The organism is Faecalibacillus faecis (assembly GCF_003024675.1).
Classification (GTDB): Bacteria; Bacillota_I; Bacilli_A; order Erysipelotrichales; family Coprobacillaceae; genus Faecalibacillus; species Faecalibacillus faecis.
This window is the reverse complement of sequence record NZ_PYLP01000012.1, coordinates 42,232-67,057: the sequence shown is the minus strand read 5'-3', so window position 1 is coordinate 67,057 and position 24,826 is coordinate 42,232. Positions and strand designations below refer to the sequence as shown.

General features: G+C 30.0%; 26 protein-coding genes. 8 read left to right on the top strand and 18 right to left on the bottom strand.

The features are described 5' to 3' along the window. Window positions 1-316: 316 nt before the first annotated feature. Window positions 317-1,210: a homoserine kinase gene (thrB, locus tag C7U55_RS09410; protein ID WP_106988355.1), complete on the bottom strand. Its 894-nt coding sequence runs from the start codon at window positions 1,208-1,210 to the stop codon at window positions 317-319. 3 nt (window positions 1,211-1,213) lie between these two features. Beyond that, window positions 1,214-2,698: a threonine synthase gene (gene thrC / locus C7U55_RS09405; RefSeq protein ID WP_106988354.1), complete on the bottom strand. Its 1,485-nt coding sequence runs from the start codon at window positions 2,696-2,698 to the stop codon at window positions 1,214-1,216. A gap of 284 nt (window positions 2,699-2,982) precedes the next feature. Here thrC and C7U55_RS09400 point away from each other — a divergent pair, with 284 nt between their 5' ends. Beyond that, window positions 2,983-4,137 (top strand): homoserine dehydrogenase, encoded by a 1,155-nt coding sequence (locus tag C7U55_RS09400; protein ID WP_106988353.1) that lies wholly within the window; start codon window positions 2,983-2,985, stop codon window positions 4,135-4,137. Window positions 4,138-4,150: 13 nt separating this feature from the next. Beyond that, window positions 4,151-5,188: an aspartate-semialdehyde dehydrogenase gene (locus tag C7U55_RS09395; protein WP_106988352.1), complete on the top strand. Its 1,038-nt coding sequence runs from the start codon at window positions 4,151-4,153 to the stop codon at window positions 5,186-5,188. 29 nt (window positions 5,189-5,217) lie between these two features. On the opposite strand, the gene C7U55_RS09390 is transcribed toward C7U55_RS09395, so the two are convergent. Genes C7U55_RS09390 through C7U55_RS09385 form a run of 3 tightly spaced genes read right to left on the bottom strand, consistent with a single transcriptional unit; the run spans window position 5,218 to window position 6,218 of the window. Continuing rightward, window positions 5,218-5,775, bottom strand: a complete 558-nt coding sequence (locus C7U55_RS09390; protein WP_106988351.1) for a sugar O-acetyltransferase — start codon at window positions 5,773-5,775, stop codon at window positions 5,218-5,220. Between the two features lie 47 nt (window positions 5,776-5,822). Then, on the bottom strand, window positions 5,823-5,993 hold the full coding sequence (locus tag C7U55_RS13570) for a hypothetical protein (RefSeq protein ID WP_155522385.1): 171 nt from the start codon (window positions 5,991-5,993) through the stop codon (window positions 5,823-5,825). A gap of 3 nt (window positions 5,994-5,996) precedes the next feature. Next, window positions 5,997-6,218, bottom strand: a complete 222-nt coding sequence (locus C7U55_RS09385; RefSeq protein WP_146139616.1) for a hypothetical protein — start codon at window positions 6,216-6,218, stop codon at window positions 5,997-5,999. Window positions 6,219-6,344: 126 nt separating this feature from the next. On the opposite strand from C7U55_RS09385, the gene C7U55_RS09380 reads away from it, so the two are divergent. The 3 genes from C7U55_RS09380 to C7U55_RS09370 are packed head-to-tail and all read left to right on the top strand — an operon-like array spanning window position 6,345 to window position 8,218. After that, window positions 6,345-6,716 (top strand): GntR family transcriptional regulator, encoded by a 372-nt coding sequence (locus tag C7U55_RS09380; protein ID WP_106988349.1) that lies wholly within the window; start codon window positions 6,345-6,347, stop codon window positions 6,714-6,716. Between the two features lies 1 nt (window position 6,717). After that, the gene (locus tag C7U55_RS09375; protein WP_106988348.1) at window positions 6,718-7,554 is read left to right on the top strand and encodes an ABC transporter ATP-binding protein; all 837 of its coding nucleotides are present in this window, start codon (window positions 6,718-6,720) and stop codon (window positions 7,552-7,554) included. Between the two features lies 1 nt (window position 7,555). Then, complete coding sequence (locus C7U55_RS09370) at window positions 7,556-8,218, top strand: ABC-2 transporter permease (protein WP_106988347.1); 663 nt, start codon at window positions 7,556-7,558, stop codon at window positions 8,216-8,218. Window positions 8,219-8,256: 38 nt separating this feature from the next. Here the strand turns inward: C7U55_RS09370 and C7U55_RS09365 are convergent, their stop codons facing one another. Next, the gene (locus C7U55_RS09365) at window positions 8,257-8,937 is read right to left on the bottom strand and encodes a fructose-6-phosphate aldolase (RefSeq protein WP_106988346.1); all 681 of its coding nucleotides are present in this window, start codon (window positions 8,935-8,937) and stop codon (window positions 8,257-8,259) included. A gap of 12 nt (window positions 8,938-8,949) precedes the next feature. After that, window positions 8,950-11,361 carry a glycyl radical protein gene (locus C7U55_RS09360; protein WP_106988345.1) on the bottom strand — a complete coding sequence of 804 codons (2,412 nt, stop codon included), beginning with the start codon at window positions 11,359-11,361 and terminating at the stop codon, window positions 8,950-8,952. A gap of 163 nt (window positions 11,362-11,524) precedes the next feature. Between C7U55_RS09360 and C7U55_RS09355 the strand changes: the two genes are divergently transcribed. After that, a complete protein-coding gene (locus tag C7U55_RS09355) occupies window positions 11,525-12,421 on the top strand; it encodes a glycyl-radical enzyme activating protein (protein ID WP_106988344.1) in 897 nt (298 codons plus the stop codon). Between the two features lie 36 nt (window positions 12,422-12,457). Here the strand turns inward: C7U55_RS09355 and C7U55_RS14130 are convergent, their stop codons facing one another. From C7U55_RS14130 to C7U55_RS09325, 7 genes are all read right to left on the bottom strand, one after another. Beyond that, the gene (locus C7U55_RS14130) at window positions 12,458-12,592 is read right to left on the bottom strand and encodes a hypothetical protein (RefSeq protein ID WP_256276300.1); all 135 of its coding nucleotides are present in this window, start codon (window positions 12,590-12,592) and stop codon (window positions 12,458-12,460) included. Window positions 12,593-12,695: 103 nt separating this feature from the next. Then, window positions 12,696-13,358 carry a DUF5680 domain-containing protein gene (locus C7U55_RS09350; RefSeq protein WP_106988343.1) on the bottom strand — a complete coding sequence of 221 codons (663 nt, stop codon included), beginning with the start codon at window positions 13,356-13,358 and terminating at the stop codon, window positions 12,696-12,698. Between the two features lie 100 nt (window positions 13,359-13,458). Then, entirely contained in the window at window positions 13,459-14,205 is a 747-nt protein-coding gene (locus C7U55_RS09345; RefSeq protein ID WP_106988342.1) for a DeoR/GlpR family DNA-binding transcription regulator, read from the bottom strand. A gap of 77 nt (window positions 14,206-14,282) precedes the next feature. Next, a complete protein-coding gene (gene rpoE, locus C7U55_RS09340) occupies window positions 14,283-14,615 on the bottom strand; it encodes a DNA-directed RNA polymerase subunit delta (protein WP_032089633.1) in 333 nt (110 codons plus the stop codon). Window positions 14,616-14,627: 12 nt separating this feature from the next. Then, entirely contained in the window at window positions 14,628-16,289 is a 1,662-nt protein-coding gene (argS, locus tag C7U55_RS09335; protein WP_106988341.1) for an arginine--tRNA ligase, read from the bottom strand. Window positions 16,290-16,364: 75 nt separating this feature from the next. Then, window positions 16,365-17,870, bottom strand: a complete 1,506-nt coding sequence (cls, locus tag C7U55_RS09330; RefSeq protein WP_106988340.1) for a cardiolipin synthase — start codon at window positions 17,868-17,870, stop codon at window positions 16,365-16,367. Then, window positions 17,857-18,255 (bottom strand): DUF1934 domain-containing protein, encoded by a 399-nt coding sequence (locus tag C7U55_RS09325; RefSeq protein ID WP_227279689.1) that lies wholly within the window; start codon window positions 18,253-18,255, stop codon window positions 17,857-17,859. The genes cls and C7U55_RS09325 overlap by 14 nt, the downstream gene beginning before the upstream one ends. 54 nt (window positions 18,256-18,309) lie before the next feature. Between C7U55_RS09325 and C7U55_RS09320 the strand changes: the two genes are divergently transcribed. Both C7U55_RS09320 and C7U55_RS09315 read left to right on the top strand, forming a co-directional pair. Further along, a complete protein-coding gene (locus tag C7U55_RS09320; protein ID WP_106988338.1) occupies window positions 18,310-20,184 on the top strand; it encodes a transglycosylase domain-containing protein in 1,875 nt (624 codons plus the stop codon). A 43-nt stretch (window positions 20,185-20,227) separates the two neighbouring features. Continuing rightward, on the top strand, window positions 20,228-20,659 hold the full coding sequence (locus tag C7U55_RS09315) for a DUF4240 domain-containing protein (protein ID WP_106988337.1): 432 nt from the start codon (window positions 20,228-20,230) through the stop codon (window positions 20,657-20,659). Window positions 20,660-20,686: 27 nt separating this feature from the next. Here the strand turns inward: C7U55_RS09315 and C7U55_RS09310 are convergent, their stop codons facing one another. The 4 genes from C7U55_RS09310 to feoB form a co-directional block, all read right to left on the bottom strand. Beyond that, the gene (locus C7U55_RS09310) at window positions 20,687-21,904 is read right to left on the bottom strand and encodes a collagen-binding domain-containing protein (protein WP_162297437.1); all 1,218 of its coding nucleotides are present in this window, start codon (window positions 21,902-21,904) and stop codon (window positions 20,687-20,689) included. A gap of 32 nt (window positions 21,905-21,936) precedes the next feature. Continuing rightward, window positions 21,937-22,290: a heavy-metal-associated domain-containing protein gene (locus tag C7U55_RS09305; RefSeq protein WP_106988335.1), complete on the bottom strand. Its 354-nt coding sequence runs from the start codon at window positions 22,288-22,290 to the stop codon at window positions 21,937-21,939. A gap of 118 nt (window positions 22,291-22,408) precedes the next feature. Beyond that, window positions 22,409-22,597: a FeoB-associated Cys-rich membrane protein gene (locus C7U55_RS09300; RefSeq protein WP_204638423.1), complete on the bottom strand. Its 189-nt coding sequence runs from the start codon at window positions 22,595-22,597 to the stop codon at window positions 22,409-22,411. 49 nt (window positions 22,598-22,646) lie between these two features. Further along, window positions 22,647-24,821: a ferrous iron transport protein B gene (gene feoB, locus C7U55_RS09295; protein WP_106988333.1), complete on the bottom strand. Its 2,175-nt coding sequence runs from the start codon at window positions 24,819-24,821 to the stop codon at window positions 22,647-22,649. Window positions 24,822-24,826 lie beyond the last annotated feature (5 nt).

Below are 24,826 nucleotides of genomic sequence, written 5' to 3'. Positions count from 1 at the left end.
ATGATTGCGAAGGATACACTTATCAAAATGAAATGTACTGCTTGTGGTCATATTGCCAATGTTCCTGACTGGATCATTGGTGAATTTGCGGAAGAAGATAGAATGTCCGGTAAACATGGTGAAGTTGAAATAGAATGTCCGGTATGCAATGGTCCTATGAGAAGAATCAGATAGCCATTGCTTAATTACAGGACAAAAAATTCATACCAGATTACGCAAATATATCATAGTATTTTGGTATGAGTTTTTATATACTATTTTTTCTGACGCATCCAAATTCTTAATAGATAAAAAAGGGAAAGCGAACTTTCCTCCTTTATTCATAATCACAAGTATAACCCTTATGATCTAATTCTAATTTAATAACTTCCCAATCATTTAATAATGATCCAAGTTCTTCTTTTAAACGAACAACACCCATCTTATCTTCTTCACGAATAACCGCCATTAAAGTAGGTCCTGCCCCTGATAAATAACATCCTAAAACATTTTCATCAGCTTCTAACACTTTCATGATTTCATCATAATTATGTATTAATTTACCACGATATGGTTGATGTAAACGATCTTTAAATCCTAATTTTAAACCATCATCATATCCATTGATTAAAGAAGCAACGACAAGCGCTAAATGAGAAACATTTTTGATTGCATCTTGACGATCTAATGTTTGTGGTAATACTTTACGTGATTCTTCTGTAGATAAAGTAAATGGTGGAATAAGGGCAACAAAACGATATTCATGTTTTACTGGAATATTTAAAGTAAGCACTTGTTCTTCTTCCATAACAGAAACTGTTAATCCACCAAAGATAGCCGGTGCCACGTTGTCTGGATGTCCTTCAATCTTTGTAGCAAGTTCAAGAATTTCTTGACGAGCATCTGTTTTATCTTTAAAAGCAAATGCTCCAACAATTCCTGCTACGATACATGTTGAACTACTTCCAAGACCTCTTGTATAAGGCACTTGGCTTTCACAATGAATATTGACACCTTTGAAATCTAAACCACAACTTTGAGCTGCTTGGCTAAAAGCTCGGTATGTTAAGTTTTCTTCATTACAAAATTGTGTTGGGCAACCTGTAATATTTAAACCACCTTCATTTAATTCAAAAGTGAAGGTATTATATAAAGTTAACGCTAATCCAGCAACGTCAAATCCTGGTCCTAAGTTAGCACTTGTTGCTGGTACTTTGACTTTGACTTTCATTCTTTAAAGTCCTTCCATTTCAGATTTAATAAAATTAATAATTTCTGTTTTATCGATATGTGTTTTATGTAACACTTCACGATCTTTGATTCCTACTAACGGTTTAGGAATCGCTACACCTGTTTTTTCATTTAATTTTTCAATAGCTTCATAAACATCTAGTTCTTCATTGAATAATGCTTTATAAACAGATTCTGGGAATTTATATGGAGAAGCTGTTGAAAGTAAGATTGTTTTTGTTTGATCTCCTGTTTCCTTTTGATATTGTTTTAAAACACCATAACCACATGCTGTATGAGTATCTAGGACATATCCGTTATCTTCATAACAATCTTTAATTGTTTTTAAAACTTCTTCTTCATTTAAATATCCTGCTTTAAATTGATCTTGAATACGTGCAAATGTTTCATCATCAACTTCATAGATACCATCTGCTTTTAATTTTTCCATGTATTCTTTAACTTTATCACCATCTTTTCCAGACATATACCACACAAGTCTTTCTAAGTTACTTGATACTAAAATATCCATAGCTGGTGCATTTGTTTTAAAGAATTCTCTATTAGCATCATATTTACCTGTCGTAAAGAAATCAGTTAAAATATTATTTTTATTTGATGCTGCAATAAATTTATTAACAGGTAATCCCATGTTTTTTGCAAACCATCCAGCTAAACAGTTTCCGAAGTTTCCACTAGGCACACAGAAGTTTACTTGATCTCCCATTTCAATTTCTTTATTTCTTACAAGTTCAAAATAACTATGGAAATAATAAACGATTTGTGGAATGAGACGTCCTACATTAATTGAATTTGCAGAAGAAAGGAAAACATGATGTTTGTCACTGACTTCTTTTAACATTGGATCACCAAAAGCCACTTTAACAGCACTTTGAGCATCATCAAAGTTTCCATGAATTCCAACAACTTTAACATTTTTTCCTTCTTGCGAAACCATTTGTTGTTGTTGAATTGCACTTACACCATCTAGTGGATAGAAGACTTTAATGCATGTTCCTTCAACATCTTTAAATCCTTCTAAAGCTGCTTTTCCAGTATCCCCACTTGTTGCTGCTAAGATCATCACTTCACGATCTTCTTTTAATTGTTTTAAAGATAATGTCATTAAATGTGGTAAAAGAGATAAAGCCATATCTTTAAATGCTGCTGTTTGTCCATGGAATAATTCAGCAACATAAACATCTCCTGCTTTTTTCACAGGAACTACAATTTCAGGAAATAATCCTTTTCCATAAGCATTTAAACATGCTTGGTGAATGAGTTCTTTTCCATCTTCAGGTACAAAAGTTGAAATCACTTCTGTCGCTAAATCTACATAATTTAATTGAACTAATTTATTTAAATCTAATTTTTGAAAATCAAAATTAGGAACTAACAATCCCCCATCATTACCAATTCCTTGTACAATTGCTTGATAGAAATTGATTTGATCTTGATGATTACGTGTACTTATATATGTCTTATTCATCACTTTATCCTCCAATAATTGAATTTATTATATTGAATATTGTATACAAAGTCAACAATACAAGATTTTATTATTAATAATATAAGGAAAGAAATCCATGAGAAAAAATTGACTAGTGTATACAATCATGCTATTATATCAAAAAATAAAGAAAGCGAGGTTTAACACGATGACCATTATTACTATTATTGATGCATTTAAAAAATAAAGCATAAAAATAATGGTTTCATAATGTTAAAATCTTTATAGACCATTTGGTCTATTTTTTATTAAGGGGGAATATCATGAAAATCGGTGTTATTGGACTTGGAACTGTAGGATATGGAGTTGTTGAAATTCTTACAAATGAAAAAACACGTTTAGAAAAAGAAATGAAACAAGAAATCGTTATTAAATATGGGTGTGGTCTTGAAGAAGTTGACTTACCTGAGGAAATTATTTATACAAAAGATTATCACGATGTGATTAATGATGAAGAAATTGATGTTGTTGTTGAACTTATTGGGGGAACAACAATTGCGAAAAATATTATTTTAGAAGCCTTAAATAACAAAAAACATGTTGTTACAGCTAATAAAGCTTTATTAGCTCATTATGGTAAAGAAATTTTCCAAACTGCTAAAGCAAATGATGTACATATTTTCTATGAAGCTTCTGTAGGGGGAGGTATTCCTGTTTTAGCAAGTCAAAAAGAAAGCTTAATCGCAAACAATACAAAAGAAATTGTTGGTATTTTAAATGGAACAACAAACTTTATTTTAACTTTAATGGAAAATGAAAATCTTGATTTTGATGAAGCATTATCAATTGCAGATGGTTTAGGATATGTTGAAGCTAATCCTGCTTTAGACTTAGATGGAATTGATGCAGCTCATAAAATTTGTATCTTAGCGCAAAATGGTTATCAAAAATTTGTCGACTTTGATCAAATTCAAGCAAGTGGTATTCGTAACGTTACAAAGCTTGATATGGACTATGCTAAAAAATTAGGTTATCGTTTTAAGATGATTGCTCAAGCAAAACCAGTTAAAGATGGTTTAGGAATTGATGTTTCCGCAACACTTGTTAATTTAAATGAACTTGTTGCTAATGTTATGGATTCTTACAACGTTGTAGAAATCGATAATGATTATGTAAATAACATCATTTATTATGGTCGTGGGGCTGGTCGTTATGTTACTGCTTCTGCCGTTGTCAGTGATATTATGAAAACACACCAAGTTGAAAGATGGTCACATGATTATGAAGATTGTAAACATGTTTACCCTATTTCTTCTTCACGTTATTATGTAAGAGCATCTAAACCTGTAGATATTCCTTATGAAACATACTATAGTGAAAAAGATGATCATATTTATATAACAGAAGAAATTGAATTAACTGATTTAAAAAATAAACTAGATGATGAAAATGCTGTTATTTTCAAAGTAAGAGGATAAGGAGATTATAAAAATGAAAAAATTTAAAATTGCTATTGTAGGTGCTACTGGTGCCGTTGGTCGTGAAATGTTAAGATGTGTTTTCCAATTTAACTTTCCTTTTGAAAGTATTAAATTATTAGCTTCTGCAAGAAGTGCTGGAAAAGAAATCGAATTTGAAGGACATAAATTTGTTGTTGAAGAATTAACTGAAAATAGTTTTGAAGGTGTTGAAGTTGCTTTCTGGTCTGCTGGTGGAAGCATTTCAGAAAAATATATGAAATATGCCGTAGAAGCTGGATGTGTCAATATTGATAATACTTCACATTTTAGAATGGATCCTAATGTTCCTTTAGTTGTACCCGAAGTAAATGGTGAAGCATTAGTAAATCATCATGGAATTATTTCTTGTCCAAACTGTACAACAATTATGATGTGTAGTGCTCTTACAAGATTAAATGATGAGTTTGATATTGAAAGAATTGTTGTTTCTACTTACCAAGCTGTATCTGGTGCTGGTGTTGCTGGTATGGAAGAACTTTATCGTCAAAGCCAAGAAGTTTTAGATGGTAAAGAACCCGTTGCTAAAACATTACCTTGTGCTGGAGATAAAAAACATTTCCCAATTGCTTTCAACTGTATTCCTCAAGTTGATAAATTTGATTTATCAAATGGATATAGTAAAGAAGAAATAAAAATGGTTAATGAAACTAAAAAAATCTTCAATAAAGATATTGAAGTCAATGCGACTTGTGTCCGTGTTCCTGTTTTACGTGGACATAGTGAATCAATCTATATTGAAACTAAAAAACCAATTGATATGGATAAAGTCTTTGAATTATTAGGAAATAGTACAGGTATCGATTTATGTGATGATTTAGCTAACCAAGTATATCCAATGCCAACAAGCTTTATCGGTGATGAATTAACTCACGTAGGACGTGTTAGAAAAGATTTATATAAAGATAACGCTTTAAGTTTATGGATTACAGGTGACCAATTAATGAAAGGTGCTGCTTATAACTCTGTAGACATCGGACTAAAAATGATTGAATTAGGTTTATTAAAATAAAAGGCAATGACCTCCAATGGAGGTCATTTTTATTGTTCAATTGTTTTAATGACTTTTGCCGGAACACCTGCAATCAAGCTATTGTTTGGCATATCTTTAGTCACCACTGCTCCTGCTGCAATCACACACCCCGCACCAATGGTAACTCCTGGCATCACAGAAACATCGGCACCAAACCAACAATTATTTCCCACTTTAATTGATAAAGCTTTTTCTAGCCCTTGATTTCTTCTTGTATAATTCAATGGATGATTCGCTGTATAAAACCCACAAGAAGGACCAATAAAAACATGATCACCTATTTCAATGGATGCCCCATCCATAAAATAGTTATTAATGTTTACAAAAACATTCTTTCCTAATTTTATATTTTTTCCATAATCCGCTGTAAAAGGACTTAATAAAACAAGATTCTCTGGAAAATACCCTAAAATCTTTTCAATTATTTCATTTCTTTTTTCATCACTTGGTTTTAATTGATTTAATGCAAAACATAAATCCTGACAAACTAATCTTTGATCTATGAGTTCTTGATCATTATTCGCATCATACCATAAACCTGCTACCATTTTTTCTTTTTCAGTCATATTCAATACTCCTTTTACAACTATTATTATCTTTTAAATAAAATATCTCAACAAAAAATATAAAATTTACCACAACACCAAAAATACTTTTCATCGTCAGGAACGATTGCTTTTTCCATATCATATTTTTGAGACAACTTGTTATAACAACCTTTACAAATTTGTGGTGCTACAATAGCTTCTCTAATTTCACCAGTAATTTCCAAACGCCCAAGCACAACTTAATCTTCCTTTTTTTCAATTTTTTTTAGACAATTTCCAAAATGATTTTCATAAAGATATTCTATAGTTTCATATTTATTCCCATCATATCTACATGAACTATCAAGACCTGCATTAATAATTTTCTTGCAAGCATTTACACTTATTTCATATTTTTCAAACATGGTAACTGCTGTTTCTACAACCTCATTCATTCCATATCCAATAACATGATTACTCATCATCTTCATCTTCCTTATGCCTTATTTTATCATTGTTCTCTCACTATTTCATTGGCTGGATTGTCCAAACAGTTGACAAACTGTTTTACACTGTTATATACTGTTTGTAGATGAAGGAGGACGTATATGCGCATAATTATTAATCACTCATCTATGATTCCAATTTATGAACAAATTGTCGATCAGATAAAGAAACAAATCAATAACCACACTTTAAAAGAAAATGATGCTTTGCCTTCTGTAAGAAGTCTTGCTAAAGAATTACAAATTAGTGCTCTTACTGTAAAAAAAGCCTATGATTTTTTAGAAAACGAAGGTCTTACTAAAACAATTCATGGTAAAGGAACTTTTATTCTTGCTGTTAACGAAGAAACACTTTTAGAAGAAACACGTAAAGAAATTGAAAATTATTTAGAAAAAGCCATTCAAAAAGGAAAACAAGCAGGTGTGAGTTATGAAGAAATTAAAGAAATGCTAGAACTATTAATGGAGGAGTAATATGTTAAAAGTTAATCATGTTCAAAAATCGTATTCACATTTTCATTTAGATTGTTCATTAGAGATAAAACGAGGATCTATTACTGGAATTATAGGGAAAAATGGTTCAGGGAAAACCACACTTTTTAAAGCTATCTTAAATCTCATTCATATCGATTCTGGTGATATTATACTTTTAGATAAAGATTATAAAGAGGTTGATAAAAATAAGATTGGTTGTACACTAGCTAATATTTCTTTATGTGAATATCTTAAATTGAAAGATTTGGTAGATGTTTTAAGAAATACTTACCAAGATTTTGATTTAGATTACTTTCTACAAAAATGTAATCAATATCAATTTCCTTTAGATAAAAAAATTAATGAATTCTCGACAGGTATGAAAGCAAAACTTAATGTTCTCATTGCTTTGTCACATCATGCAACATTTCTTATTTTAGATGAACCAACAAATGGTTTAGATGTTCTTGCCAGAGAAGAGATCATTGATTTAATTAGAGAGTTTATGAAAGAAGATGAAAATCGTTCAGTGTTAATTAGTTCTCATATTTCTTCTGATTTAGAAGGTTTATGTGATGATATTTATATGATTGATGGTGGTAAGTTTCTATTTCATGAAACAACGGATTGTTTATTAGATCAATATGGTTTATTAAAATTAACAGATAAACAATTTGATCAAGTAGACCCTAGTTATTTTATAAAAACAAGAAAAGAGAATTATGGTTATGCTGTTCTAACGAATCAAAAACAATTCTATCAAGAAAATTATCCAGAAATTATTATTGAAAAAAATAATTTTGATACTTTATTTTCTATGATGTTAAGGGGTGAATAAAATGAAAGGACTATTTATTAAAGATTTTTCATATATCAAAGAAAGCAAAGTACTCTTTCTTTTTCTTGTTTTATTTGGTTTTGGCGCTTCTTATTTCTATAAAAAGCCTACTTTTGTTTTAGGTTATTTCAGTGTTTTTCCAAGTATTATTCTAATGAGTACAATTAGCTATGATAGTATTAATCATGGTTTTACATCTTTATTTACAATGCCTATAAAAAAAGAAGATTATCTCAAACAAAAATATAGCTTAGGTATTTTATTAGGATTACTCTTTCTATTCTTTGCAATTTGTATTTCAAGTATAGGTTACTATCGTATTCAACAATCTTTTAACTTTATAAATAGTGATTTTCTTCAAGGATGTTTTCTTACTCTTATGTTTTCTTATTTTGTGATTGCAATTGTAACTCCGGTAGGAATCTACTTCGAAGCTCAAAGGAGTCAACTTGCAATGGTTATTGTTTTTGGTGGACTTTTTGTATGTGTTGCTCTTATTTATTTCCTAACAAAACTCATTGGTTGTGATTTAGAGTCCATTATTGATGCACTCATCGAAAAACATTTATCGATTGTAACACTTTCTACTGGTTTATTTACACTTATCTGTAATATCATTTCTTATCATATTAGTTTAAAACTTTTAAACAAAAAAGAATATTAAAAAATGCTCTGTTCAAATGAACATGAGCATTTCTTTTATTATAAATCACAAATACCTTTACCTTCTCCATAAACATCATACCAATCACTATTGAAATCATTTACTGCTTTTTCAATACTTGGATTTGCAAAGATTTGTTTTAAGACTTCTACGGGTGCTGTTATTGCTTGACTTCCATAATTGAATGCATCTCTTACTTGTTGCACTCCTTTAAAGCTTGCTGCTAATATCTTACAATCATATCCATCTTGTACGATTCTATTAGAGAGTTCATTGATGAGTTCCATTGGATCATTTCCTAGGTTTCCTATTCTATTGACATAAGGTGCAATATAATCTGCCCCTGCCGCTAATGCCATATAGGCTTGCATTAAATCATAGACAGCTGTTGCTGTGACATGGACTCCTTCTGCTTTTAGTTTTTTAATAGCTTTAACTCCTTCATAAGATACAGGTACTTTGATATAGACTTGATCATCGATTTCTTCTAGAATACGATGAGCTTCTTTAACGATTTCATCACATTCTTTTGAAATCACTTGAATATGAAGACTTCTTTCTTTTCCAATGATTTCTCTTACTTCTTTCATATGTTTAAAGAAATCTTTTGGACTTGTTTTTTTTACAATTGAAGGATTGCTTGTTACTCCTACGATTGGCATATATTCTACTGCTTCTTTTATATCTTCTAAATTTACTGTATCAATTATAAATTCCATTTTTCTTTTCTCCTATAATGTTTGTTCAGTTCTTCCAATAATATCATCTTGTGTTGCTTTTGATAACACATTAAAGAATGCAGAATATCCAGCAACACGAACAATTAAATCTTTATGTTTTTCAGGATGTGCTTGAGCATCTAATAATGTTTCTTTAGAAACAACATTATATTGAACATGATATCCTTTTAAACGATTGAAGAATGTTTTAATCAACATTTCTATTTTTTCTTTATTTTCTTCCTTTGATAATAATTGAGGTGTTACCTTTTGATTTAATAAGACACCACCTGTAATTTCATGTGTTGGTAATTTAGAAACAGATTTAAAGACAGCTGTTGGTCCTTTTTTATCCATGGCGTGAGCAGGTGAACAACCTTCAGCAAGAGGCGTATGTGCTTTTCTTCCATCAGGTGTAGCCATTGTGCCATAACCTTGTCCGACATTGGCCGAAATACTTGAAGTTCCAGCATAACGAATCCCACCAATTGGCCCTCTTCCATAACGTGTATTTGGATATTTTTTCATTTCATCAATATAAACATTATAAACATCAACCACTAATTGATCGACTTCATCAATATCATTACCATATTTTGGCACATCATTAATCAACATTTCTTGAATTCTTTGACTTTCTTCACTTGCATAATCATCTAAAATCGCATTCCATAATTCTTCAGGCGTTATTTTCTTTTCTTCAAAGACAAGTTTTTTAATAGCCACAAGACTATCTGCCATATTCGCAATTCCTACTTGTAATCCAGAAATAAAGTCATAAACAGCGCCACCTTCTTTAATCGTTTTTCCTCGACCAATGCAATCTTCTGTTAAGGCAGAACATAAAACATCTGGTACATCTCTTTCAAGGGCTAAGTCAATGGCATTTTCCACAATGACCGACATACGTGTTAAATAGCGCATCCCTTTTTCAATGGCTTTAAAAAGTTCATCATAAGATGTCATATCTTTAAAGTATCCACTACCTTCAAAGAAACGTTTCCCCGACGTCATATCTACCCCATCATTCATTGCCATTAATAAAATACGTGGGAAGTTCATATAAGACATTCCAGTACAACGATAGCCCCATTTACCAGGAACCGCTGTTTCAACACAACCAATAGCTGAATAATTATACGCATCTTCTTCTTTAACGCCTTTTTCAATAAAGGATGGAATAATGATTTCATCATTATTGAAAGCTGGCATTCCTGTTCCAAGTTTCATAACTTCAATGGCTTCATCTAAAAATGCTTTTGGCATATTTTTGTGATAACGCACCGTTAAGTTTGGTTGAGGTAAACGTGTTTGCGCTACTGATCTTAAAACAAGATAAGAAAGTTCATTTGCCGCATCTTTTTTATCAGGTGTTTGTCCACCAATAGTTACATTTTGATACATTGGACTTCCGGCACTTGAAAAAGTATGAGCTTGTGAACGTACTTTATTAATTGTAAGTGTTTTGATCCATAAGTTATCTAATAATTCAACAGCTTGTTCTTCTGTTATATTATTAAGATCTTTATCATGTTTATAATAAGGATAAATGTATTGATCAAAACGTCCATAAGATAAAGAATGTCCATTTGATTCAATTTGTAGGATCAATTGAATAAACCATGTTGATTGAATCGCTTCATAGAAAGTTTCTGCTTTTTCATAAGGAACTTTCTTACAAACACGTGCAATTTCTTCTAATTCTTCCTTTCGTTTTCCTTCAGCACCTCTAGCAAGTTCTAAAGCAAGTTCACTATAACGATTCGCGAATGTTTTAACCGCTTCAATAACAATTAAAACAGCTTTATAAAATTGATATTTATCAATATTTTCAGGAATACATAAATCAAGACTTTCTTTTAAATCTTTAACACGCTCTTCATATCCTTTTAAACCTTTTTGTAAAAGTTGTTGATAATCAACCGCTAAATGAGCATCTCCAGAATTAAGTTTTCCTTCCATTCCAAAGAAACCAGTTTCCATATAAACACTCACTTCATCTGGAAGTAAAGCGCCTCCTTTACTTCTTAAATTATTATTTTCCCAAAATGGAGCAATGGATCTTAATTCTTCTTTTGTTTCTTCTGTAATATAGAAAACATCCCCATCTCTTTTTTCAAATAAATCAAGTTCATTCATCACAAATTCCATCGTATACTCTGGAAAGATGGGAGCATCTCTATTTGAAGAAGCTTGATTCCCAACAATCAAAGTATCTTCTTCAATATAAATAGGCATCTTTTCTAAGATGTTTTTTAACATATATGCTCTTTTCATAATTGGTGGTTCATTTAAATGTTCTTTATAAGCTTCTGTCGCAAGTAGCGCTCTTTTAGCACAGATATAAGGCTTTTTATCTAAGACTTCTTCTCTAAAATGATTCATTCTTGGTGTAAGTTCACCAAAGTGTTCACTGTTCTTCATTTTTCTTTCCTCAACTTTCATTCGTAAGTTTTTATTCTTTCTTTTGCAACTAAATTATATAACAAGTAAAAAATAAATCAATAACAATTTCATAAATAATACATTTTAGTTTCATTTGAAACTTATAAAAAGATATGTTAGGATAAAAGCGAGGAGAAAGACTATGGAAAAAGGATTAATATTTAATATACAAAAGTTTAGTATTCATGATGGTCCTGGTATTCGAACGACCGTTTTCTTTAAAGGCTGTCCTTTAAAATGTAAATGGTGTTCTAATCCTGAATCCCAATTACATAAACTACAAATACTTTATGACTTTGAAAAATGTGTTCATTGTAAGAAATGTTTACTTGATTGTCCAAAACAAGCAATTCAAGAAAAAGATAACCACATGATTTTCAATCATGAAAAATGTATTGGCTGTCTACAATGTGTCAACAACTGTCCAGCTAAGGCTTTAAGCCATGAAGGGGATTATAAAGAGATTCAAGAAATTGTGGATATCTGCATGCAAGATATTGATTTTTATGAAGAATCAAATGGTGGAGTGACTATCTCTGGTGGTGAAGGAATGGCACAACCAGAATTTCTAGAAAAACTTGTTTTAGCTCTTAAAGAAAAGAACTTACATGTTGCCATTGAAACAACGGGATATATTCAAAAAGAAATATTTCAAAAATTGGCGCCTTTATTTGATCTTTTACTTTTTGATGTAAAACATTATGATCGACTTCAACATTTTGGAGGTACAGGCGTTTATAATGATTTAATTGTGGAAAATCTTCAATGGGCTATTCAACATCAACTTAATGTTTTACCTCGTATTCCTGTTATTCCTGATTTTAATGATTCTTTAGAGGATGCCAAAGGGATAAGTGAATTATTAAAAGCATCAAATATTCAAAAAGTACAACTTCTTCCTTTTCATCAATTTGGTGAAAAAAAATATTCTTTATTAAATAAAGAATATAATTTAAAAACTTATCAAGCTTATCATGAAGAAGATTTAAAAGATTACCAACAAATCTTTTTAGATAAAGGAATTGATTGTTTCTTTTAGATATAAAAAGCTATCTTTTTCTTACAAGATAGCTTTTTATTTTTTATGAAGTTGATTCTTTTTATACGTACTATACAAAATATTTAATACTACTTCAGAATTATCAAAAACACTTTGTTTTTTATTATTCTTTTCTCCATTTAAAATACTTTTACTTTCTAAATTTTTCATCTATACACTCTCTTTTCTATTTAATGGTATCATATTCATTATTTAGAAATAATCATTCTTCATTAAGAGTATATTAAAATTTATTTAAAATATTTGTCATTATTTATTTCACAATTCCACCTTGTATAAATCCTTCATAAACTTTATATGTTTGATAATATATTTCTTCAACACCACGAAAGAAATCAATTTTTCCTTGTACACGCAACAAATAAAGATACTCTCCTTTTTGATAAAATAAAGGTCCTCTATAAGGCGATTTTTCATCAACTTGTAATAAAACCTCTTTTAAAAAATCACCATTAAAGTTTTTCCCTATAACCCTTCCATAGTAATTCATAGACCAACATGGTTTTTCATCTTTATAAACAATTTCTTGTCCACTAAAATTTTCCGCACCAAAGAAAGAATCAAAATAAGTATAATTATTTTCTTGATATGAATAATCATGGGATTCTTTTCTTGAAGAGTTAATTTTATTTGTTTTATTTGCATACGTTGCCTTTTTGGCTTTTACAAGAAAGTGTGCAAGTTCACTTATTTCAATTTTATGAGTTTCTAATGTTAAACAATCATCTTCTTTAACTAAAGAGTCTATTGAAACATCAAAAAGATTTGAAAGTTTTATTAAATATTCAACATTTGGATAAATAATCCCTGCTTCCCATTTTGTAATTGTTTGTCTTGAAACATTTAATTGATAGGCTAGTTCTTCTTGAGTAAGCATGTTTTTCTTTCGATAATATATTATCTTTTCATTAAGCATTGTTATCACCTCCTAGAAAAATTATAACATTCTTACTTCTTATCACCAGCAACTTTACTTTACATTTTTGCTACAAAAAAATCCTAAGTAAACCTTAGGATCAAACTTTTTCAACTTGAATATGTTTTTCTTTAAAGTACTCCTCTATCTCTTGAGGAATTCCTTGATCAGTATAAATACATGTCACTTGTTTTAAATCAATAAGACTTGATATACCTTTTTGATGAAACTTGTCCGATTCAGTAACAATCATGACCTTACTTGCTTGCCTTGCCATATCTTTAACTGCTTCACAACGCATATAATCATTCCCCGTAAAACCTGTTTCAACACTAAAACCATCTGTCCCAATAAAAAGTTTATCTACAAAAAATGATTCTGCACATTTTCTCATCATTGGTCCTACCATTACTTGGGATTCATGTTGATATTCACCACCTAATAAAATAATTTTAATAGCTGTATGTTTACGAATATAATCCGCAATAAAAGCAGAATTGGTAATGAGGGTAACATCTTTTTTTGTTTTCGCAATTTCTAAAGCAACAAGTGCACAACATGAACCTGATTCAATCATAATCGTTTCTCCGTGTTGAATAGATTCTACTGCTTTTTTAGCTACTTCTTGTTTTTGTTCATAATGATAAGCAAGACGAATATTCATATCATCACTTTTATTAAGAGTGGCATAACCATGTTCTCTTACTAACATTCCACTTTCGGCAAGAGCATCTAAGTCTTTACGAATGGTTACTTGGGAAACACCTAAAAGCTCAGATAATTTTGTAACTTCTATTTTTTTATTTTGTGTCAGTAATTCTAATATTTGTGTTTGTCTTTTATTCATAAAATACTCCTTTCATTTATAATAAAATATACTTTTATTTGAAAGTAACTATTTTATTAAAAAAGAGGCATTGCCTCTTAGTTATTATAATCATCTTCGATTGTACTATCAACATCATCTTCTACTTCTTCAGATTCTTCATCTTCATCAGTATAGATATCATTCATGTCAATGTGTACTTCATCAAATTTATGACGAGAACGTAAATCCCAGTTATTTTCACCAACTGTAATAAAACGTCCGTCTAAAGTGATGTTTGTATAGAATAAAGATTCTTTTTCATTTTTTTCTTCTTCATCAAAACCTTTAACTTCACTTACTTCTTGCCATAATTTATAGAAGTTTACAGCTTTTTTCTTTTTAGACATTAATTCATAAGCGACATCAACCATTGATCTATTTTTATCCATCTTAATCTCTCCTTACATTTTTTCAGGTGCTTCAACACCAATTAAGTTTAAAGCATTTTTTAAAGTAATACGTGTTGCTTCTACTAAAGCTAAACGTTGCATTGATAATTCAACATTTTCTTTATCTATTACATAACAATCATTATAGAAACTATGGAATAATTGTGCAAGTCTTTGAATGTAATTTGCGATTTTATGTGGACTTCTTGATTTTGCACTATCCGCAATTTCATTTCTAAATTCATTAATGTGTTTTAATAAAGCCATTTCTTTATCATTTACAAGTAATTCAAAATGATCTGCAATTGTAATATCATTTTCTTTTGCTTGTCTTAAAATAGAACACATTCTTGCATGAGCATATTGTGCATAATAAACAGGGTTATCATTTGATTTTGATTTAGCAAGTGTCAGATCAAAATCATAAGGTGTATTGGCTGCTTTTGCGGCAAAGAAGTAACGTGTTGCATCAACACCAATATCATCAATTAAATCTTTGATTGTTATGGCATTTCCTGTACGCTTAGACATTTTAACAACTTCACCATTTTCCATCATTCTTACCATTTGTAGAATATCAATATTTAATTGATCACTATTATAACCTAAAGCTTGAATTGCGGCTTTCATACGGTTGATATAACCATGATGATCTGCTCCTAATAAATCTACTAAATACTCATAACCTCTATCTAATTTATTTAAATGATAAGCAATATCTGGTGTTAAATACGTATAGCTTCCATCAGATTTAATTAAAACACGGTCTTTATCATCACCAAATTCAGTTGATTTGAACCATAAAGCACCATCTTGTTCATAAGTAAATCCTTTTTCTTTTAATTTTTCAATTGTAGGAACTACTTTATTTTCTTCATATAAAGAAGTTTCAGAGAACCAAACGTCAAACTTAACTCTAAATTCAGCTAAAATATCTTTAATTTTTTGTAATTCAAATTTAGTTCCTTCTTTTCTAAAGAACGCAATCATTTCATCATGATCAGCATTTAAATATTTATCGCCAATTTCTTCTTTAATTTTAACAGCGATATCTTTAATATCTTGACCATGATAACCATCTTCAGGTAATTCAAAATCTAAACCAAAAGCTTCTCTATATCTTGCATATAAAGATAAAGCTAAGTTATAAATTTGATTTCCTGCATCATTAATATAATATTCTCTTGTAACATCATATCCCGCAGCAGACATAATACGACAAATACTATCTCCTACTGCTGCCCCTTTAGCATGTCCTAAATGAAGATCTCCTGTTGGATTGGCAGAAACGAATTCAACATTATATTTAATTCCTTTACCAGCATCACTTTTTCCATAATCATCTTTTTCTTCTAATACTTCTTTAATAATAGAAGTTAAAGCATCTTTCTTCATAAACATGTTAATAAATCCAGGACCCGCAATTTCAATAGAATCAATATTTGCTTCTTTTTTATCAATTGCTTCAATTAATTCTTCAGCAATCATTCTTGGATTCTTTCTAAGTAATCTTGTAAGTTGCATAGCGATATTTGTTGAATAATCACCATGACTCTTTTCTTTTGGTATTTCTATTGTGATTTGATCTATTTCATAATCTTCTACGAAATTACATTTGATCATCGCTTTTTTCAACGCTTCTTTTAATGCAATTTCAATTTTATTTACAGCCATTTTTTACCTCCTTAAAAAAGATATTTAATCGTTTATACGTTACCATTAAGAGTGTATAAAGTCAATGTTTTTTAACTAAAGTAATGGCGCAATTACACGTAAAATTGCTTCAAACCATCCCATAAATTTACCAGTGATGACTTCTTCTAAAGTCACCTCATGACAAACTTCTTCCGTCTTTAAAAAATCTTCTTTAATATCTTTTAATATTTTACTTTTATAAATATAGATTCCATTTTCAAAATGAAGATATAAACTACGATAATCTAAGTTTATTGTACCTACTGTTGCACATTTATCATCGACTAAAAAATTTTTAGCGTGAATAAATCCAGGTGTATATTCATAAATACGAATCCCATGTTTCATCAATGTTTGATAATAAGAACGTGTAACCCTAAAAACAAGTTTTTTATCAGGAATACCTGGTGTAATAATTCGTACATCAACCCCTCTTTTAGAAGCATTGATTAATGCTGTTTGTAAGTTATCATCTAAAATAAGATAAGGGGTTGTAATATATAAATAGTCATGGGATTGATTAATCATATTTAAATACACATTTTCACCAACACTTTCATCATCTAAAGGAGAATCTCCATAAGGAACAACAAATCCATCATTTTCCTTGTTTTCTTCATGAACATAATATTTTTCATAATCCTCTTCACTATTTTTAGCGACATTCCACGATTCTAAAAACATCCTCGTTAAAGAATTGACGGCTTCTCCACGAATCATAAGCCCTGAATCTTTCCAATGTCCGTATTTAACTCTTTGGTTAATATATTCATCTGCTAAGTTAAATCCTCCGCTAAAACCAATTTTTCCATCAACGACAACAATCTTTTTATGATCACGATTATTCATCGCTAGTGATAAAAAAGGGACAAAAGGATTGAAAGCAACACTTTGTATGCCCATCTTTTCCAGCTGACGATAATAATGACGAGGTAGCATCGTGAGTGAACCTACATCATCATACATAAAACGTACTTCTACACCTTCTTGAACTTTTTGTTTTAAGATATCTAAAACACTCGTTAACATCTTTCCTTCATCAACAATAAAGAATTGCATAAATATAAATTTCTTCGCATTTCTTAAAGCTTCTAATAAGGGTTCATAAGCTTCATCCCCTAGCGAAAAATATTTTACTCCTTGCCCATAATAAGTTGGATATCTTTGTTGATGCAAATAATTCATTTGTCCTCTAACAAAGGGATCTTCTACTTTTTCAATGATATTATTTTCAATAATACGTTGATTTTTTATTTGTTTTAAAAAAGCAAGTTGTAATCTTTGACTTGGTTTTTTATCTCCTAAAAACAAATAAAGAACACCACCAACAAAAGGAACAGCCGCAATTAAAACAAGCCAAGTAATCTTATAAGCACTGGCATCATCTTTATTAATAATATATAGAGCTGCCAAAATACTTATTAACTTAAATAAATAAACTAAAAATCTTGATGATCTATGTATTGTTAGAAAGGCAATAAATACAACAATTAATTGCGCTAAAATCAATAACCCCGAAAACAAGATTTTATTCATTAATAACTTTTTAGATTGCTTCATTTTCTTCTCCATAAAAATCATATTTCATCATAAGGTAAACTTCACTTAATTGTTGATGTCCATCACTTAAAATATACTTTACTTTTAAATAACGATCATGTTCCATTGTAATAAGTTCTGTAAAAAGTTCAATCATTCCATATTCTGTATGATAATGATTTCCAATTTTACGATGATGTGAAAGATTAAGTAACGAAGGACCATTGACTAATGTCATTTCATTTCCTTTTAAAACAATTTCTATTTTTTGATTATTGTTATAAAAGACAAATCTTTCTTTATCAAAACCTTTTTCATAAGTTCCATCACTTTTAAATTGAACTGTTTCATGATGATCATCGTATTTAAAAATACTTTTATAATTTACTTTTATTTTCTTTTTCATTCTATCACCGTGCATATTATACCATAAAATGGAAAGAATAAAATCGGTGATACTATGATACGTTTTATAAAGAGAATTGTTTATTGTTTTGTTGGTTTATTAACTTTTTTATTGTTGATGTACCTTGTTGCTTTTTGCGTTGGTGAACCTGAATTAAATAAAGATCGTTACATAAAACTTTATGATGATCAAAATGAAATCTTTTATCAAAGTATTAATAACTATAGTGGACAATATGTTTCTTTAGAAAACGTTAATCCTTATTTTTTAAAGGCCATTGTTTCTATTGAAGATAAACGTTTCTATCAACATCATGGTTTTGATTATGTCGGAATTTCCCGGGCAATAAAAACAAATGTCATAAAAAGGAAAAATTCCCAAGGGGCAAGTACCATTACCCAACAATATGCCCGACTTCTCTACCTTACTAATGAAAAAACCTGGTCTCGTAAAGTTAAAGAAGCTTTCTTTACTTTACAATTAGAAACTCATTTATCAAAAGACAAAATATTAGAGGGGTATGTCAATAATGTTTACTTTGGTCATGGTATTTATGGTATCGAAAATGCTGCTCAATATTTTTATAAGAAAAAAGCTAGCGAACTTACTTTAAATGAAGCAAGTATGTTAGCAGGTGTCGTTAATGGTCCCCAATATTATTCTCCTTTACTCCATGAAAGAAAAGCGAAACAACGGCAAGCACTTGTATTAAATGCAATGTATGAAAATCATGTGATTACTAAAAGTGTTTTAGAAGCCACCAAAAAACAAACGCTTAATCTCGCCAAAGAACATTCTCTTAATGAAAACATGTCAACTTATTATTACAAGGATACTGTTTTACAAGAACTTGAAAATTTAGGGTATTATAATAATCAATACTTAAATAAAGGTTTAAATATTTATACTTCTTTTCATCAAAAATACCAAGATACTTTAAATCAATTGATTAAAGAAAAAGATATTCAAACTGATCTCCAATGTGCCTTTACAGTAGTAAACCCTAAAACAAGTCAACTTCAAGCTTTACTTGGTGGAAAAGATTATTCTAAATCTCAATACAATCGTGCCCTACATGCCAATCGTCAAATTGGCAGTACTATGAAACCTTTACTTTATTATCTTGCTTTAGAAAATGGTTTTAATCCCACAACTTCTTTTCTATGTGAACCAACAACCTTTAAATTAGAAAATCAAACAACTTATTCACCCTCTAACTTTCATAAAAAGTATGCTTATAAAGATATCACTTTAGCACAAGCTATTGCGGTAAGTGATAACATTTTTGCTGTTAAAACACATCTTTTCTTAGGTACAGAAAATCTTTATAACTTTTTAAGAAATTATCATATTAAAGCTAAAAACAATGCATCTTTAGCTTTAGGTACTGTTAATACTAATATTTATAATCTTTCTAACATCTATTGTAATATTGCTTCTACAGGAAAATACCAACCCATCTATACAATTGAAAAAATAACAGACCATCAAGGAAAACTTATTTATCAACATAAAAACAAAAGAACACAAACATTAAATAAAGAAAGTTGTCTTATTTTGAGTCAATTATTAACCGGAACCTTTAATAAACAATTTTCTACTTATTTAAGTGCCACTATGTCTAATTATCAAACAAAATACACAGTAGCTTGTAAAACAGGGAGTACTGATTATGATAATTTAATTGTAGCTTATAATCCTAATATCTTAATTACTGGTTGGGTTGGTTATGATGATAATCGTAAAATGGAACAAAGTGAGGAGAAAGTAATTACGAAAGATGTGACCATTTCTTTTTTAAACAAACATATAAAAAAGGAATCCTGGTATTATCCTACTTCTAAATTAAATGCGATTTCTATTAATCCTTTATCTGGTGAATTTGATGAAAATGGTATTGTTTATTGGTTTAGGAAAGGGACACCTTGATATATTTTTCATTATCCTATAAAATAAAGTCTGGTGATGAAAAATGTTTAAAAATTCTTTTTGGGGAATATTAAAAAAAGGTGATTGGAACAACGAAAATGAGGATCAAGTTTTTGAACCTATTTTACAATTTTTAATAGATCATAATGATAAATATATTTTTGATTTTCATGATTTAATGTCTGAATTTCTTTATCAATTAGATCGTAAAGAAATACTAGAACATAGTATTCACCAAAATCAAGTAAGTGACGAAGACTTCTTAAATCAAAGAGCTTATGTTCTAACAAATGGAAATAAGTATTATCATGATATTATTTCTTTAATTAAACCTATGGATGGTGAATTAAAATGTCCAAAACTTTTAACTCTTCCAGCCAAAGCATGGTCATTAAAAAATAAGAAGCCTATTGAAAAATATCCACATACACCAAAATACAATATTAAAACAAAAAGCAATACCAAATATTGGTAGAAAAAAAGAGAACTCGGTTCTCTTTTTTTACGCCTTCTTTCTTAAAGAAACAATACCAGAGAAAGCAAGTAATTCTAATAATACATACATGAATAGATGTGTATCATCTCCTGTTTTTACAGAATCATTTTGCTTAGTATTTGTTTGTTTATTATCTTCAACAATAACTTTACTATTCTTATTAGAAGAAATCTTTGGAGTGTTTTGTTTACGAGAAATGTTAATAGTTAATTCCTCTTTATTTAAAATAATTTCATTATTTTTTGATGAATTGTTTGTATCATTACTTGGTTTAGGATTTGTTGTTACAGTCCCTGTCCCTGGATTGTTTTCTCCTGGGTTTTCGTTTCCATCTTGTGTATTATCACCTGATTGTTCTGGTGTAGTATTATTATTTTTTATCTTTTGACCATGGTATGGGAACATATGAGATTCACTTCCAGTTAAATTCAAAGATTTTGCAATAAAGCACCCATTTACATCTCCGTTCATATCATGAATGTAAGCCTTTGGTGCAACAATATGTCCAATATGTTTTTGACTCTTTAAAGAAGGTGTAACTTCAGTTGCGTAAGAAAGAACATAAACAGCACTCATTTCATCTCCCCATTCACCTGTCATTGCATTGAAACCACCATTTAAATAAATATAAGGAATTGTTGTTGCGCCTTGGTCATCTGCAATAAATAGTGTGTCTTTATTTTCAAAATCACTATCCATTAAATCGATTCTAGCAATATTCTTTAATACATCATTTTCAAACTGATAAGAATAACCACTTTTTAATTTCAAAGCAATCGTAGAACCTTCATTTGTCATTTCCCAATAATTTGTTTCAAAAGAATTTACTTTTCCATTCCATGGATTCAATGCTTTTGCTTTTAATAAATCATGATAAGTAATTTGAATTTCTCCTTGATATGTTTTAGCTTCAGCTGTTATTTCATCAAATGCTTTATCAAAATCAATATAACAATCATTTTTACTAATAAATGTATTTTGTTCATTTTGATGTTCAAATCTTTGTGCATTTATTAGTTCTGTTTCCCCAACATATAATCTTTTAAAATACCCATCAGCTCCCACTTTAATAATTGGTCCTTTTAAATAACTAGATGTTGTTTGGTTATAGCCTTGATTCGTACCACATCCCGCAATATAATTAGCTTTTCCACCAACAGCAACAGCGCTTATCGTATGCCCTGCTGTTGCATCTTCTTTAACAAAGTGATTAAAATGATTCAAAATATGAAAAAAAGAGAAGAATTTCTTCTTCTCTACTTGACATCATATCCAGCTTGTTGTATAGCGCTTATAATTTTTTGATCATCCACTTCACGATCATAAACGACATGTGCTTCTTCTTTTTTTAAGTTTACTTGAGCACTGACTCCTTCAACTGCATTGATTGCTTTAGTAACATTAGCCACACAATGTTGACATGTCATTCCTTTAATTTTAAATACATTTTCTTTAATAATTGGATTGTCTAATTTCTTATCTTCTAATGCTTGATAGATTTCTCCACCACCGCCACAACAAGAACTTTCACCTTTCATGTGCTTTCTTGTTGATTTTAAAGCAATTAAAACAATCACAACTAATACAAGAACGATAATAACATCAGCCACGATTACCTCCTGTTATTTTCTTTTCTTTTTTATTTTTTGAACAAGTGTGTAAATAGAAACACCTATCAAATAAATAACAAGTACTCCTAAAAACATATAGAAAGTTGAACCACTAACATTACCCATGATTATGTCCCTCTTTCATTTTCTTTTGATCTTTATAATATTCTTCTAAAGGAGATGAACATTGGCTACACCCTGCACAAATACCACTACACTTATGTCCATCTTTCTTTTTAAAGAAATGTGTATAGATAACCCATGCACAATAGGCAACAATTAATAAAATAATAATCACATTAGCCATAATAATACCTCCTTTAATTTATAAAAATCCAGAGTAACTCCGGATTTTATTATGCTTCAACTGATCTTGTAGAATAAACTTTTTGATCTTTATATGGATCAGGTCTAAACAACATGTATAACATGAATGCAAGAACAACGAATGCAACAACTGTCCAGAATCCAAATGTTCCATATAATACTAATGAACCAATTTGATATACCATTAATGAAACAGCGTAAGCAAATACGTTTTGGAAGATAATTGCAAACCAGAACCATTTTCTATCATTTAATTCGTTAGCCATTGTTGAAATAGCAGCTAAACATGGTGAATCTAATAGGTTAAAGATCAAGAATGATAATGCAGCCATTGCAGTTGGGAACCATTGAGCTACACCAGCAGCAACGTTAACAGCATCTTCTGTATCACCAGAAACGTTAGCTAATACACCCATTGTAGAAACGATTGCTTCTTTAGCTGAAAATCCAGTTAATGATGAAGCAACTGATTGCCAGTTACCAAATCCAAGTGGAGCAAAGATTGGAGCAATAACATTACCAATAACAGCGATTAAACTATTAGCAGTATCTTCTACCATACCAAATGATCCACCTTCAAATCCGAATGTAGATAAGAACCAAATAACGATACAAGCAACAACTAAGATTGTACCAGCTTTAATTAAGAATGCTTTTAATCTTTCCCATACGTGTAATAATACAGTTTTAACACTAGGAATATGATATTCTGGTAATTCCATTACGAATGGAGCAGGTTTACCAGAGAATGGTTTTGTTTTCTTTAAGATAATAGCAGAAACTAATACAGCAACAATACCTAAGAAATACATTGCAGGAGCAATCATTCCTCCAGCTTCCCATCCAGCAACTTTACCAGCCATAACTCCACCTAATAAAGCGATAACAGGTAATTTTGCACCACAAGGAATAAATGTAGCAGTCATAATAGTTAAACGTCTATCATTATCTTGTTCGATTGTTTTAGATGCCATAATAGCTGGAACCCCACAACCAGAACCAATTAACAATGGAATAAAGCTTTTTCCAGATAAACCGAAATATCTAAATACTCTATCCATGACGAATGCAATACGAACCATGTAACCACAATCTTCTAAGATTGATAAGAATAAGAATAAGATTGCCATTTGAGGTGCAAATCCGATAACGGCACCAACACCACCGATGATACCATCAACGATAACAGCAGATAATAAACCACTTGCTCCAACTGAACTTAAGAATCCAGATACAGCATCTTGAATAGCTACAACAAAGACATCATTTGTCCAGTCAGTAACGAATGTCCCAACAGTTGTAACTGAAATATAGTAAACAATATACATGATTAATAAGAAAATAGGAATTCCTAAGAATCTGTTTGTTACAATTTTATCAATTTTGTCAGAAATTGTTAATTTTTCTTTTGGTTTTTCAACAGTTGTTGAAATTATTTTTTGAATATAAGTATAACGACCATCAGTAACAATACTTTCCATATCGTCATCTAATTCAGTTTCTAAATCTTTTCTTAATGCATCAATAGTAGTTTTAGTTTGAGCATCTAAAACAATATGATTCATTACTTTTTCATCATTTTCTAAAACTTTAACAGCATACCATCTTTTTTTGTTAGTAGCAATTGTTTCAGATAAAGCAGGAACAACAGTATCAATTGCTTCTTCAAGTTTTTCACTGAAAATAGCTCCTGGTAATTGATGTTCACCTTGTTTAGCAACTTTAACAGCTTCAGCAATTAATTCTTTTAAACCTGTTCCTTTTAAAGCAGAAGTTTCAATAATAGGACATCCTAATACCATTGATAAACGTTTTGTGTCAATTTTTAAACCTCTTTTTTCAATTAAGTCTGCCATATTTAAAGCAACAACTACTGGAACCCCAGTTTCAATTAATTGAGTTGTTAAATATAAGTTTCTTTCAATATTAGTGGCGTCAACTAAGTCAATAATGACATCTGGATCTTCATTTAAAAGAAAATCACGGCTGACAACTTCTTCTAATGTATAAGGAGATAAAGAATAAATACCTGGTAAGTCAACAACAGTAATATTATCTTCTTTGTTTCCTTTTACTTTTCCTTCTTTCTTTTCTACAGTAACACCTGGCCAGTTACCAACATATTGATTAGCACCTGTTAATGCGTTAAACATTGTTGTTTTACCACAGTTAGGGTTACCTGCAAGCGCAAATTTAATATTCATTTTTA

Coding starts and splice junctions, on each gene's coding strand:
- thrB (WP_106988355.1), bottom strand. CDS start 1,210: ATGAAAGTCAAAGTCAAAGTACCAGCAACAAGTGCTAACTTAGGACCA.
- thrC (WP_106988354.1), bottom strand. CDS start 2,698: ATGAATAAGACATATATAAGTACACGTAATCATCAAGATCAAATCAAT.
- C7U55_RS09400 (WP_106988353.1), top strand. CDS start 2,983: ATGAAAATCGGTGTTATTGGACTTGGAACTGTAGGATATGGAGTTGTT.
- C7U55_RS09395 (WP_106988352.1), top strand. CDS start 4,151: ATGAAAAAATTTAAAATTGCTATTGTAGGTGCTACTGGTGCCGTTGGT.
- C7U55_RS09390 (WP_106988351.1), bottom strand. CDS start 5,775: ATGACTGAAAAAGAAAAAATGGTAGCAGGTTTATGGTATGATGCGAAT.
- C7U55_RS09385 (WP_146139616.1), bottom strand. CDS start 6,218: ATGAGTAATCATGTTATTGGATATGGAATGAATGAGGTTGTAGAAACA.
- C7U55_RS09380 (WP_106988349.1), top strand. CDS start 6,345: ATGCGCATAATTATTAATCACTCATCTATGATTCCAATTTATGAACAA.
- C7U55_RS09375 (WP_106988348.1), top strand. CDS start 6,718: ATGTTAAAAGTTAATCATGTTCAAAAATCGTATTCACATTTTCATTTA.
- C7U55_RS09370 (WP_106988347.1), top strand. CDS start 7,556: ATGAAAGGACTATTTATTAAAGATTTTTCATATATCAAAGAAAGCAAA.
- C7U55_RS09365 (WP_106988346.1), bottom strand. CDS start 8,937: ATGGAATTTATAATTGATACAGTAAATTTAGAAGATATAAAAGAAGCA.
- C7U55_RS09360 (WP_106988345.1), bottom strand. CDS start 11,361: ATGAAGAACAGTGAACACTTTGGTGAACTTACACCAAGAATGAATCAT.
- C7U55_RS09355 (WP_106988344.1), top strand. CDS start 11,525: ATGGAAAAAGGATTAATATTTAATATACAAAAGTTTAGTATTCATGAT.
- C7U55_RS14130 (WP_256276300.1), bottom strand. CDS start 12,592: ATGAAAAATTTAGAAAGTAAAAGTATTTTAAATGGAGAAAAGAATAAT.
- C7U55_RS09350 (WP_106988343.1), bottom strand. CDS start 13,358: ATGCTTAATGAAAAGATAATATATTATCGAAAGAAAAACATGCTTACT.
- C7U55_RS09345 (WP_106988342.1), bottom strand. CDS start 14,205: ATGAATAAAAGACAAACACAAATATTAGAATTACTGACACAAAATAAA.
- rpoE (WP_032089633.1), bottom strand. CDS start 14,615: ATGGATAAAAATAGATCAATGGTTGATGTCGCTTATGAATTAATGTCT.
- argS (WP_106988341.1), bottom strand. CDS start 16,289: ATGGCTGTAAATAAAATTGAAATTGCATTAAAAGAAGCGTTGAAAAAA.
- cls (WP_106988340.1), bottom strand. CDS start 17,870: ATGAAGCAATCTAAAAAGTTATTAATGAATAAAATCTTGTTTTCGGGG.
- C7U55_RS09325 (WP_227279689.1), bottom strand. CDS start 18,255: ATGAAAAAGAAAATAAAAGTAAATTATAAAAGTATTTTTAAATACGAT.
- C7U55_RS09320 (WP_106988338.1), top strand. CDS start 18,310: ATGATACGTTTTATAAAGAGAATTGTTTATTGTTTTGTTGGTTTATTA.
- C7U55_RS09315 (WP_106988337.1), top strand. CDS start 20,228: ATGTTTAAAAATTCTTTTTGGGGAATATTAAAAAAAGGTGATTGGAAC.
- C7U55_RS09300 (WP_204638423.1), bottom strand. CDS start 22,597: ATGGCTAATGTGATTATTATTTTATTAATTGTTGCCTATTGTGCATGG.
- feoB (WP_106988333.1), bottom strand. CDS start 24,821: ATGAATATTAAATTTGCGCTTGCAGGTAACCCTAACTGTGGTAAAACA.